Origin of the sequence: Vreelandella sp. F11 (assembly GCF_042466685.1) — a bacterium.
Taxonomy (GTDB): Bacteria; Pseudomonadota; Gammaproteobacteria; order Pseudomonadales; family Halomonadaceae; genus Vreelandella.
The window spans coordinates 3,531,320-3,543,822 of the sequence record NZ_CP170448.1; the positions used below are offsets into that span (position 1 = coordinate 3,531,320).

Here is a 12,503-nt window from a genome sequence, read left to right on the forward strand (position 1 = left end):
AAATCAAGGGCTCTGCCAACGAAGCCAACGAAAGCAGATTCGGCGATTGAACTGCCGTACTTAACGTTAACGCCAGGCCGGGAACGGCATATAAGGAGAGGCCATGACGCGCGATCTAACGGGTGACTTTCAAACGCAGCGCCAAGCGGTCAATCAAATGCCCTACCCGACGCTAACGGTGCGTCGTGACCGGCTGGCCCGTCTAGCGCGTATGACCAAGCACCACAAGCTTGAGATTATCCGTGCGATTCAGACGGATTTTGGCCAGCGCAGCGATGTGGAAATACGCATGGCTGAAATCAGCGCGGTGCTCCACGCTATCCGCCACACCAGGCTACATCTATGGCATTGGATGCGCCCTTGGTCGGTCAGTATGCCGTGGCGGCTAATGCCGGCCCGGGCACGCATTGCGCCACAGCCGCTGGGTGTTGTCGGGGTGATATCACCCTGGAATTACCCCTGGAGCTTAGCGCTAATGCCGGTAGTGGATGCCGTTGCAGCAGGCAATGTGGTGATGCTTAAACCCAGTGAGCACTCGCCCGCTACCAGTGCCCTACTGCAACGGCTGGTGCCCCAATACTTCACCCCTGAAGAGTTCAAGGTCGTCGAAGGAGATGTAGAGGTGGCGCGTCGTTTTAGCGGCTTACCGTTCGATCACCTGGTGTTCACCGGCTCTAGCGCGGTAGGTCGGCAAGTGGCCCAAGCAGCCGCGGCGAATTTGACCCCAACAACGCTGGAGCTGGGAGGCAAGTCACCCGCGATCGTGGCAGGCGATGCGAATATAGATAAGGCGGCAGCGGATATTATTTTTGGTAAGGGCATGAACGCCGGGCAAACCTGTATCGCCCCTGACTACGTACTGGTTGAGAGCCGACACATTAGTGCCTTGGTTAAAGCGTTGGGCGAGGCTATTCAACGCCAGCGCCCCGATGATCATGCGGCTACCCGGGCAATTAGCGTGGCTCACCAGCAGCGGATTGACGCCATGCTGCAAGAAGCCAGCGACCACGGCTGCAGAATCATCGATCACGGCCCTCATGCCCCTGCGCTGATTATCGACCCCCACCAGGGGCTTCAGGTAATGCGTGAAGAGATTTTTGGCCGCTGTCTACCGGTCATTGGCGTTAGCGACATGTCAGCAGCCATGCATTATGTAAACGCACGGCCCCATCCACTAGCGCTGTACGCCTTCACACATGATAAGGGCTTACAGCAGCAGTTGCTGCAAACGACACGCTCTGGCGCGCTGGTGTTTAATGCCACCCTGCTCCATCACGCTGTGCCCTCTTTACCTTTTGGCGGCCTCGGCGAGAGTGGCATGGGGGCCTACCATGGTCGTCACGGCTTTGAACGTTTTAGCCATTTGCGTGGCATCTTCTATCAAGCTAAACGCTCGGCTAGCAGCATGCTGTATCCTCCTTACCGACGCTGGTTAATAAAACTATTAGGTCTTGGCTAAAGCTTGTCGGTTAATGTCCGATATGTAATTACCTATTAGTCTAACGACCTCATAGAATGTTTTATTAACTCTCAGCTTTGGAACGGCCATGCACGCCCCAGACACTCCTCATAACGAAACAGAGCGCCTGGCGGCTTTGCATGCTCTAGAGGTACTCGATACGCCTCACGACTCGGCTTTTGAGCGTTTGACGCAATTGGCACGCGACCTGTTCGGCGTGCCCATTGCTTTAGTGTCGTTGATTGATAAAGAGCGCCAGTGGTTCAAATCACACCGCGGGCTTGAGGTGTGCGAAACCAACCGAACCGTTTCATTCTGTGCCCATGCCATCGTCCATGATGCGCCGCTGGTCATTGAAGACACCCATAAGGATGCGCGCTTTGCAGACAACCCGCTGGTCACCGACGCGCCGCACATCCGTTTTTACGCAGGTTACCCACTGCGGCCGCTGGGAGGCATGGCCATTGGTACGCTGTGTATTATTGATCGCCAGCCGCGCCAGTTCAGCGAGCGGGACTTAACGCTACTCGGCAGTTTAGCGGGTCAGGTTGAAGAGCTACTCCGCCAGCACAAGCTGCAGATGGAGCTAGCCCACACTGCTCAACGGATGCATAAAGAGCAGAAACTGCTCAAAGTACTCCACCAAGGCATTACGGATTACCAAGCGCTGATGTCAGGCAAACGGCTGTGGGTGTTTCTAATGGAGGCACTGCGCGAACTGACCGATAGCGACTACGCCCTGATTGGCGAAGTGCTGCCCACCAACACCACTAATGCCCTTAAAATTCATGCCATCACTGATCTTTCCTGGAGTGAGGAGTCACGCCACCTGATGGAGCGACTGCGTAGCGGCGACATGACCATCACTAACCCACACTCGCTGGTGGGCCGTGTGTTCGCGTTTGGCGAAGTGATCATGACCGACGATGTCGATAACCACGCCCAACGCGGCGGTTTCCCTCCGGGGCATCCGCCCCTTCATAACTACCTCGGCGTGCCGATTTTCAGCGGCGACCAGTTAGTCGGTATGTACGCTATTGCCAACAGTAAACAGCCGCTAAACCAGGCATTGCTGGATTGGCTACAGCCGTTTACTGACACCTGCTCGCTATTGATCAACCTTTACAGCCAAATGGCCGAGCGCGAGCAGGTCATGGGCGATCTGGCCGCCGCCCGTGACCAGGCAGAAACCGCTAGCCGGGCGAAAAGCGAATTCCTGTCGTCGATGAGCCACGAACTGCGCACGCCGCTCAATGCAATTATCGGGTTTGCCCAAATACTGGCCAATAGCCGCCGCGAACCGCTGGGCGACAAACAGCATCGCCAGGTCTCCCAAATTGAGCGTAGCGGCCAGCATCTGCTTAGCCTGATTAACGAAGTGCTGGATTTGGCCAAAATAGAAGCGGGCCATATGACGCTCTCTATCGAGCCGATTATTCTTGCCAACGTGCTTAATGACGCATACTCCACACTAGAGCCTAGCGCCGAAGCAGCAGGCATACGTTTTCGCTATACATCGCCCAATGATCGTTGGCAGGTCAAAGCCGACTACACACGCACCAAACAAATACTTTTGAACCTGCTCTCCAATGCGATTAAGTACAACAGTGCTAACGGCTCAATTGATATAGCCGTGGCCCACCTGGTTGACCATGTGCGCATCAGCGTGACCGACACCGGCCCTGGCATTGACCCTGAACGCCAGCACGAGCTCTTTGAGCCTTTCAATCGCCTTGATGCAGAAGGTGGCAGTATTGAAGGTTCCGGTATTGGCTTGGCGATTACCCGCGAACTGGTAGAGCGCATGAACGGCGAGATGGGGGTAGAGAGTCAATCCGGTCAGGGCGCCACCTTCTGGTTTACCTTACCTACGGCTAGCGCAGACACCACTACCCACGACGCTCCTACGCCCAGTCCGGTTTACGCTCAGCCCAGCAACGCCTTGACGCTGCTCTATATTGAAGATAACCCCGCCAATCAGCGGCTAATGGAAGACATCATTGAAGAGCTGGGCGAAATAACGCTAAAAATTGCGCCCAGCGCCGAAATTGGCCTGGAAATAATGCGCCACTGCTCACCGGCTCTGGTACTAATGGATGTCCACCTGCCGGGCATGAACGGCTATCAGGCATTAGAAGCGATGCGCCGCAATCCACAGCTGCAAACCTTACCAGTGGTGGCCCTATCGGCTAATGCTCTGCCGAGCGACATCAAGCGCGGTCTAGAAGCAGGCTTTAACGCCTACCTCACCAAACCGCTGGAACTTGATAAACTGGAAGCCACCATTGCTCAGTTCATTCAGACTGCGTCGGGGAAAGCAACATGAGCCTTACTGCAAAACACCTGTTAATAGTGGATGACAGCACGGTTAACATCGAGCTCATGTTTGATCTTCTCGACGAGTATGGGTTTGAAAACATCCACGGGATCAACGACCCCCGCGAGGTGCTCACCCACTGCCAGCAGCAGTTGCCAGACCTACTGCTGCTGGATATCCGTATGCCGCACCTAGACGGCTACGCAGTCATTGAGCAGCTCAGGGCGCACTTTGCCGAACAGATGCCGCCCATTATCGTGCTCACGGCACAAATTGATAACGCAACCCGCCAGCGCGCCCTGATGATGGGAGTACGCGATTTTATTACCAAGCCGTTCAGACAGGATGAAGTCTTACAGCGCATACGCAACACCTTGAACATCGAGCACCGTTATCAAGTGCGTGACAAAGAGGCCGATACCCTTGAACTAATGGTTGCCAAGCGTACCCAGGAGTTAGATCGCCAAGCTCGCACTGATCCCACTCTTCAGTTGCCTAACCGGCGGGGATTAAGCCAAGCACTGCAAGCCGCTGCCCTCAAGGCTTCCGGGACGGGGCTACTGTTTATCGCTATTGATAAGCTCGATGATGTGGTGCGACTGCACGGCTACCGGGTTGCCGATCAACTGTTGTGTTTGATTAGCCAACAGCTGCGCCAACAGCTCGATGCTGAGTGCCTGCTCGGGTTATGGGGAGGGAGCGAGCTGCTGGTCATTACCCCTACGGCAAACCCCACCCAACTGCAGCACCTGGCCGAGCAACTGCTCGAATGTTTCGACCAGGATCAGGCGCTGGAGGAGTTACTGCTTCCCCTCAGTGCCCGTATCGGCATTAGCGCCGAAGCAGGCTACTTTGAGGCAGAACGCTTGGTACATATGGCGGCCTTAGCGCTTCCACCTCTGGAATCGCTCAAGGTTCAGTACTACACACCAGCGCTTGAGACCAAGCAACGGCATCGACTGCATATTCAGCAGGCGATTCGTGGCGCCACGGAGCGTGGTGAGATGTCGCTCGCCTTTCAGCCTAAACTCTCCTTGGCTGACCATAAGATTTTAGGCGCGGAAGCGTTGCTACGCTGGCAGCACCCGGAGTTCGGGCTCATCTCTCCAGGTGAATTTATTCCGCTGGCAGAGGCAAGTGGTGATATTCTCTGCATAGGCGATTGGGTGCTGGATGAAGCCATGCGCTATATCAGCACCTGGCGGGCACAAGGGGTGCTCAATGACGATTTTCATATCGCGGTGAATGTGGCCGCTCGCCAGCTCTCCCGCAAGGACTTTGCCCAACAGCTGGTTGCTCGCCTTGAACAGCGGCAAATTCCCGAGCGCTTCCTGGCCCTGGAAGTCACCGAGTCGGGACTGATGAGCGATATGAATCATGCCCGCCAGCAGCTTGCTCAATTGGCTGAAATGAATATCGCCGTGGCCATTGACGACTTTGGCACCGGCCAGTCGTCGCTGGCGTATATTAAAACGCTGCCCTTCTCGACACTCAAAATAGATCGTGCCTTTGTGATGGACTTGGAAACCAGCGCCGTGGATCGCCAACTGGCGCATACTATTACCCAGCTCGCCCATAGCGTGGGCTGCGATGTAGTGGCAGAAGGTATTGAGACTTCAGGCCAAGCGGCCTATTTAAGCTCAATCGGCTGTGAAGCCGCGCAGGGTTACTTCTATGCCCGCCCATTGCCTGCGGCAAAATTTGTGGCTTGGTGCAGCGAATGGAAACCGCTTTTGTCTACCCCACTACTTTCATCCCCCCATACGGAGACCGTTAATGGCTCATGACTTACTTGACCGCTTACGCGAACGTTTAGAAGAACTCAATCGCTCGGAGCGTAAAGTCGCCAATGTAATTCTTGAAGACCCAACGGTCGCCACCAGTCTAAGCATTGCCAGTCTGGCCCAGGCGGCTAGCGTCAGCGAACCCACGGTTAACCGTTTTTGCCGTAACTTTGGCGCCAAGGGCTATCCCGATTTTAAAATCAAACTGGCCCAAAGCTTAGCCGGCGGCACGCCCTATGTGACCCGCGCGGTGGAGCCCGGTGACACTGCCACCCAGTACACCCACAAGATTTTTGGCGCCACCATCGCCGCCCTCGATGAAGCCCAGCGCGAAATTGATATGAGCGCCGTCGAGCGCATGGTCGACTATCTCACCCAGGCTAAGCAGATCCATATTTTTGGCTTGGGCGCCTCCGGCGCGGTGGCTCAGGATGCCCAGCATAAGTTCTTCCGCTTCAACCTGCCGGTGATGGCCTATATTGATGTGCTGATGCAGCGCATGGTCGCCGCCGCTTGCCACACGGGGGATGTGGTGGTGATCATCTCCTACACCGGGCGTACGCGGGAACTGGTGGATATCGCCCGTTTAGCGCGAGATGCCGGAGCCGTGGTGCTAGGTATTACCGCGCCCCACTCACCGCTGGCTAGCGAGTGTACCGCCACTCTTGAAGTCGCCACTCCCGAAGACACCGACCATTACATGCCGATGACCTCGCGGGTCATTCAGTTAACGCTGATTGATGCGCTGGCTACCGGGGTGACCTTGAGGCGCGGTGAAGACTTCTTACCCCACCTCAAAAAAATCAAAGATAGCCTGCGCGATACCCGCTTTCCGGTGGAAAAGCCTGGGAAGTGAATGGAAAATCGTGAGGGGTGAGTGGTAAATCGTGATGGGTTAGCTCACTGCGGCAGTCACCGTAATTTCCACTTTGAGTTCATCGGCGGGCATGGGCGCACAGACACAGGTGCGCGCCGGTGCGTAGCCTGCGGGTACCCAGGCATCCCACACCTCGTTCATGGCGGCAAAGTCCCCGCCCTCTTTAAGGTAAATCGTTGCGCTTAACAACTGCTCACGGCTTGAACCAATCTCTTTCAGTAACGCATCCACCCGTGCCAGCATGCTTTCCGTTTGGGCGGTGATATCGCCCTCGCGGGCCTCGGGGCCAGCCACCTGGCCGCAAAGATAGGCCACCCCCTGATGAATCACTGCACGGCTCATGCGGGCTTTTGTATCGTGACGCTGAATGGCCATAGGGAAAACTCCTAACAGGTTGAAAAAAAGCAGTCTAAACCGCCTGACCTACCCTTGACCATGCCTTCTGCATCAAAGCCGATCAGTCGGCACCGGGCGGTGTTCAAACACCCGCCGCAGTACAAAGCTGGTATGCGCGCCCGTTACCCCCTCGATGCGATTAATCACATGGAGCAGCAGGTGTTGGTAGTCATCCATATCGCGTACCAATATTTTGAGCTGAAAATCCGCCGCCTGTCCGGTAATGATCAGGCACTCGATAACGTTGGGTATCTCACGAATATGGCGTTCAAAATTATCGAAGCGCTCCGGCGTATGCTGATCCATGGAGATATGCAGCAGCGCCATTAACTGATAGCCCAACTGGCGGGAATCGACCTCTGCACGGTAGCGCACTATTAGGCCGTGCTCCTCAAGGGCCCGCACCCGGCGCAAACAGGGCGAAGGCGAAAGCCCTATGCGATCGGCTAACTCCTGGTTACTGATACGTCCCTCCTGCTGGACAATATCCAGGATATGGCGATCAAAACGATCCAACACCAGTGGCGACACCGACATAAAAGGCAGCTCCTGCCAAAAAATAAAATATTAAAGAAACTTCCTGCCAATTATTGACCAACACTCCCTATCTTCGCAAGAACCTAGCGCTGCAAACCCTTTACACTATACGAGTTGCCAAAAGCAGCGAATCAATCACTATGGCCGCCACAAGCAGCCACTACCATAAAACGGTTATTTTCAGGAAGACCTCTACTTCAGGAAGTTCACTATGTCTGCTTTCGATCATCGCAAATATCGTCCTGCGCCCCGCGTGCCTGCCTTCAATCGCCAATGGCCGGATCGTGATCTGGATCACGCCCCGATCTGGGTGAGCGAAGACCTACGCGACGGCAATCAGGCGCTGCTTGAGCCGATGACCGTTGAACAGAAGCAACGCTTCTGGCGGCAGATCATTAAAGTGGGCATTAAAGAAGTCATGGTGGGCTTCCCTTCGGCCAGCCAGCCCGATTACGACTTCGTGCGCTGGCTGATCGAAGAGGATCAAATTCCCGAGGATGTCACCATTGCGGTACTGGTGCAGTGCCGCGAACACCTTATCGAAAAGACCTTTGCTTCACTGGTCGGCGCCAAGCGCGCCATTGTGCACCTGTATAACTCTACCTCGACCATTCAGCGCGAGCGGGTGTTTGAGATGGATCGTGCCGGGATTGTCGATATCGCGGTACAAGGGGCTACCTGGGTCAAAACCTATGCCGACCAATACCCTGATATTGAGTGGTGTTTCGAGTACACCCCGGAGAGTTTCTCCAGCACCGAGATCGATTTTTCCCTGAAGATCTGCGAAGCGGTAATGGATGTATGGCAACCAACGCCCGAGAATAAATGCATTCTCAACCTGCCCACCACGGTGGAAGTGGCCGGGCCGCACCATCACGCCGACCAGATTGAGTACTTCTGCCAGCACATTAGCCGCCGCGACAGCGTGATTATCTCGGTGCATACCCATAATGATCGCGGTGGCGCGGTGGCCTCTGCGGAACTCGCCCTACTGGCGGGTGCTGAGCGGGTGGAAGGCACCCTGCTAGGCAACGGCGAGCGCACCGGCAATATGGATATCGTCACTTTGGCAATGAATCTCTACAGCCAGGGCATCGATCCTGAATTGGATCTATCCAATCCGGATGAAATCATTCAGGTAGTCAACGAGTGCACCGGTATCGCCATGCACCCGCGCCACCCCTGGGTGGGCGAAATGGTCTACACCGCCTTCTCGGGTAGCCACCAGGACGCGATTCGTAAATCCCTCAAGCATCAAAAGCCCGACGAGCCGTGGCAAGTGGCTTATCTGCCTATCGACCCCCACGATATCGGCCGCGATTATCAAGCGGTGATTCGGGTCAATAGCCAGTCCGGCAAAGGCGGCATGGCCTTCCTGCTTGAGCGCGATTACGGTATTAATCTGCCGCGCTGGATGATGCTGGCCTTGGCGCCTTACGTACAGCAGGAGAGCGAAAAACGTGCCAGCGAACTCTCCAGCGAAATGATTCGCCAGGTCATGTTCGACAATTTCACCCAGGAAGCACCGCTATCCTTAGTGGATTACCAGCTCTCCAAAGGGCAGCAGGAGGGTATTGAGGTCACGCTGCAACAGGGTGATGAAACGTTGCGTCTCTCTGGCAAGGGCAACGGCGCCATGTCCGCCTTTACCGATGCCTGGCAACGTCACTCCGGCAGCAGTGTGGGGATTATCGATTACAGCGAACACTCCTTGGGCGCCAGCAGTGAAGCCAATGCCATCGCCTTTGTACAGCTCAATATCGATGGCCAGCGTCTCTGCGCGGTGGCCGAGGATAGTGACACCGTGAGCGCATCGCTCAAGGCGCTGCTGTCAGGTATCAATCTCACGGCTATGAAAACCGATCAAGAGACTCAACCACAAGCTTCTGCGCTGGAACTCTAACGAACAGCATAACGTACCCATGCTTAGCGACGCCGCGTCGCTAAGCATGGGGTGAAATGGCGACACTCTCCATCAGCGCAGCATCAACACCGCCACCTGTGCTTTACTTTCGGCACTATACGCAACGCAGGTGAACCACCACTGCTGTTACTACCTTCTTCCTTTCTACACGACCTCTTTGACCGCCTCCCTAAAGCGCTCTTTGATGCTGTTCTGACGCTATAAAACGCGCGTGCTACACTCAGCAGCCTATTTAAGTGAGCGCCAATGGGGGGGGAACATGGGGTATGGCCTAACAAGCGTGCTGTTAGTCGCGCTTGGCGGTGCGCTAGGCGGTATGGGGCGGTTTGCAATCTCCAACCTAATGGCTAGCCATTTTGGCAAGACCTTCCCCTGGGGCACCCTGGCCGTTAACGCCAGCGGCGCCATTTTTGCCGGGTGGCTGCTCGGCAGCCAAGGGTTAGCCAGCCCTTCCTCGCCTTTATGGCTCTTCACCGTGGCAGGCCTGCTGGGCGGGTATACCACCGTTTCCTCATTTAGCTTACAAACGCTTGAGCTATGGCAGGGCGGTCAGGCACTGCGTGCCACTCTTAACGTGAGTGCCACACTGTTATTGGGCCTGGCAATGGTTGCGCTGGGTTGGACGGTAGCGGGGGGCTCGCTATGAGTGCCTGGAAAACCTACTTAGCCGTAGGGCTGGGCAGCGGACTGGGCAGCGTGCTGCGCTATGGCGTTTCACTGCTCTCCCAGGCTGCATTGGGGGGCTATTTTCCCTGGGGGACACTCATCGTCAACGTGCTGGGCTCCTGTTTGATTGGCTGGCTCGCCGCTACTATCTCGCGCTTTCCTCACGGTCAGTTGGCGCCGTTACAGCCATTGCTGGTCGCTGGCTTTTGCGGCGGCTTTACCACCTTTTCGCTGTTTAGCTTAGAGACACTGCATCTGGTGCAGTTAGGCCGACCGGGGATTGCACTGATTTATATTGTGGTCAGCTTACCCCTCTGGCTGGGCGCCGCCGTGGTGGGTGAGCGTATGGCGCTTAATCGTTAACAATCCGTTTTAATAGCATACGTCGACCAAAGGGTTAGCCAGATGCGCGATCAAATGGAAAAGCATCAGTCTTGGCTCTACCTGCTATTCATTGGTTTGGGATTAGCACTAGGCGCCGAGTCGCCGGGCGCTGCTGAGCAACTCGAAGGGCTGCTTTGGCCCCTGCTCGGCCTACTGCTCTACGCCACCTTTACCCAAATTCCCCTACTGCGCATTGCCGGTAGCTTTAAAGATACGCGCTTTATGGCCGCTTTGATGGTGGGAAACTTTATGGCTATTCCGGCCTTTTTAGCCGTTACCGTTGTCTGGCTACCACTCTCCCCCGCCGTGCTGGCAGGCGTTCTGCTTGTCCTGCTAGTGCCCTGCACCGATTGGTTTATCACCTTCACCCATTTAGGCAAAGGTGATAGCGCTCAGGCGGTTGCCGCCACCCCGCTTTTGCTGCTGGTGCAGATGATCGCGCTGCCGGTTTATTTGTGGCTGTTCTTGGGCAGTGAGTGGTTGGGGGTGGCCCTCTCTCGGGAGCTGCTGAACGCTTTTGCAGGGCTTATTATTACCCCATTAGCACTCGCCTGGCTTACCGAATACGCCGCCAAGCGCCACAAAGCGGTTAAAAGGGGCGTACATTACCTGGGACTACTGCCAGTACCGCTACTCGCCTTAGTCATATTTATAATTGCCGCCTCTCAGGTCAACACGGTGTTTGGCCTTAGCCAAGTATTGGTTCAGGTGGTGTTTATCTTTATCGGCTTTTTACTCTTTGCAGCACTGTTGGGTAAGGGGCTTGGCAAGTTGTTTAAACTGCCCATCGCCAGCGCTAGAACACTAGCGTTTAGCTTTGGCACACGTAACTCTTTTGTGATGTTGCCCATCGCTCTGGCGCTACCCAGCGCTTGGCAGGCGACAGTCGTGGTGATGGTGTTTCAATCACTGGTAGAGCTATTGGGTATGGTGGCGCTCTTACGCTGGGTGCCGAGTAAATTACTACCGGAACCCTAGCTTATGTTAGGTAGCGATTAGCTAACGCGGGAATAACCTCCCAGCACCCCCTGCTTACTCATCACCAACTGCCAAAGATGGATTTCCCTGGCCCGAAAGGCACCGGCACAACACAGCAAGTAATAGCGCCACATGCGATAGAAATGCTCGCCATACTGGCTTGCAAATGTCGACCAATGCTTCTCAAAGTTATGGTGCCATGCCATCAGGGTACGGTCGTAATCAGCTCCAAAATTATGCACATCCTCCACCACGAACAGTGCCTCAGTGGCATGCATGATTTGCCCCAGGGTGGGCAGTTCACCATTGGGAAAAATATACTTATCAATCCATGGATCAGTCACCGTGTGGCTTAAATTTTTGCCGATGGTATGCAGTAAAAACAGGCCGTCATCTTTTAGACAGCGGTTAGCCACGCCCATATACTCACGGTAGTTTTTATGCCCCACATGCTCAAACATGCCAATACTGACAATGCGGTCAAACTGCTCGCTTTCATTGCGGTAATCCTGCAAACGAAACTCTATCGGTAGCCCTTTTTTGATCAGCCGCTGCCCGAACTCCGCCTGCTCTTTGGAGATAGTCAGACCCACACACTCCACACCATAATGCTCGGCCGCGTAGGCCATAAAGCTACCCCAGCCGCAGCCGATATCCAGCACGCGCATGCCTGGCTTTAACTGCAGTTTACGGCAGACCAGGTTGAGCTTGGCCTCCTGAGCCTCGTCCAGGGTTTGGGCATTTTTCCAGTAACCGCAGGTGTAGGTCATGCGCTGATCGAGCATGGCCGCGTAGAAGTCATTACCCAAATCGTAATGCTTTTCACCCACCTCCCAGGCTCGTTTGGCCGATTGACGATTGAGCAGGCGCGAACGCAGTGAGTGATAAACCAATTGAGTGGGCTTGATACGCTGCCCGAGCCGGGCGCGCATTAAGCGGTAAAACAACTCGTCAAGCCGGTCGGCGTCCCAGTCACCCTTCATATAGCTTTCGCCAAGCCCAAGGTTGCCTCGCGAAAGGGCGCTATCAATAACGCCGGGGGTATTTAACTGGATATCCCAGGGGCGATGACCGTCAAGCTGAATATCGGCTTGCGCCAGCAGCTCGACAACAAAACGGTGGGAAGTAGAGGCTTCGTCGAAGCCAACAGGCTTTTTTTCCAACGTCGGCATATTCACAGC

The 12,503-nt window shown here is 55.3% G+C and carries 11 protein-coding genes; 8 read left to right on the forward strand and 3 right to left on the reverse strand.

The window, feature by feature from the left end:
- Nucleotides 1-103: 103 nt before the first annotated feature.
- From ACFIOZ_RS16205 to ACFIOZ_RS16220, 4 genes are all read left to right on the forward strand, one after another.
- Nucleotides 104-1,459: an aldehyde dehydrogenase family protein gene (locus ACFIOZ_RS16205; RefSeq protein WP_386079667.1), complete on the forward strand. Its 1,356-nt coding sequence runs from the start codon at nt 104-106 to the stop codon at nt 1,457-1,459.
- An 88-nt stretch (nt 1,460-1,547) separates the two neighbouring features.
- A complete protein-coding gene (locus ACFIOZ_RS16210; protein ID WP_386079669.1) occupies nt 1,548-3,785 on the forward strand; it encodes an ATP-binding protein in 2,238 nt (745 codons plus the stop codon).
- A complete protein-coding gene (locus ACFIOZ_RS16215; RefSeq protein WP_386079671.1) occupies nt 3,782-5,563 on the forward strand; it encodes a putative bifunctional diguanylate cyclase/phosphodiesterase in 1,782 nt (593 codons plus the stop codon). Before ACFIOZ_RS16210 ends, ACFIOZ_RS16215 begins: the two co-directional genes overlap by 4 nt.
- The gene (locus tag ACFIOZ_RS16220; RefSeq protein WP_386079673.1) at nt 5,553-6,416 is read left to right on the forward strand and encodes a MurR/RpiR family transcriptional regulator; all 864 of its coding nucleotides are present in this window, start codon (nt 5,553-5,555) and stop codon (nt 6,414-6,416) included. Before ACFIOZ_RS16215 ends, ACFIOZ_RS16220 begins: the two co-directional genes overlap by 11 nt.
- Before the next feature lie 39 nt (nt 6,417-6,455).
- On the opposite strand, the gene ACFIOZ_RS16225 is transcribed toward ACFIOZ_RS16220, so the two are convergent.
- Nucleotides 6,456-6,812, reverse strand: coding sequence for a RidA family protein (locus ACFIOZ_RS16225; protein ID WP_386079674.1), 357 nt, complete (start codon nt 6,810-6,812; stop codon nt 6,456-6,458).
- Between the two features lie 72 nt (nt 6,813-6,884).
- The gene (locus ACFIOZ_RS16230) at nt 6,885-7,370 is read right to left on the reverse strand and encodes an Lrp/AsnC family transcriptional regulator (RefSeq protein ID WP_088698884.1); all 486 of its coding nucleotides are present in this window, start codon (nt 7,368-7,370) and stop codon (nt 6,885-6,887) included.
- Nucleotides 7,371-7,581: 211 nt separating this feature from the next.
- Between ACFIOZ_RS16230 and ACFIOZ_RS16235 the strand changes: the two genes are divergently transcribed.
- The 4 genes from ACFIOZ_RS16235 to ACFIOZ_RS16250 all read left to right on the forward strand — a co-directional run bounded on the left by ACFIOZ_RS16235 (nt 7,582) and on the right by ACFIOZ_RS16250 (nt 11,322).
- Nucleotides 7,582-9,273, forward strand: coding sequence for a 2-isopropylmalate synthase (locus ACFIOZ_RS16235; RefSeq protein WP_386079676.1), 1,692 nt, complete (start codon nt 7,582-7,584; stop codon nt 9,271-9,273).
- A 280-nt stretch (nt 9,274-9,553) separates the two neighbouring features.
- The gene (gene crcB / locus ACFIOZ_RS16240) at nt 9,554-9,940 is read left to right on the forward strand and encodes a fluoride efflux transporter CrcB (RefSeq protein ID WP_386079678.1); all 387 of its coding nucleotides are present in this window, start codon (nt 9,554-9,556) and stop codon (nt 9,938-9,940) included.
- The gene (locus ACFIOZ_RS16245) at nt 9,937-10,323 is read left to right on the forward strand and encodes a fluoride efflux transporter FluC (RefSeq protein ID WP_386079679.1); all 387 of its coding nucleotides are present in this window, start codon (nt 9,937-9,939) and stop codon (nt 10,321-10,323) included. Before crcB ends, ACFIOZ_RS16245 begins: the two co-directional genes overlap by 4 nt.
- Before the next feature lie 42 nt (nt 10,324-10,365).
- Nucleotides 10,366-11,322 (forward strand): arsenic resistance protein, encoded by a 957-nt coding sequence (locus ACFIOZ_RS16250; RefSeq protein WP_386079681.1) that lies wholly within the window; start codon nt 10,366-10,368, stop codon nt 11,320-11,322.
- A gap of 17 nt (nt 11,323-11,339) precedes the next feature.
- Here ACFIOZ_RS16250 and cfa read toward each other — a convergent pair whose 3' ends face one another.
- A complete protein-coding gene (gene cfa / locus ACFIOZ_RS16255) occupies nt 11,340-12,494 on the reverse strand; it encodes a cyclopropane fatty acyl phospholipid synthase (protein WP_386084111.1) in 1,155 nt (384 codons plus the stop codon).
- Nucleotides 12,495-12,503 lie beyond the last annotated feature (9 nt).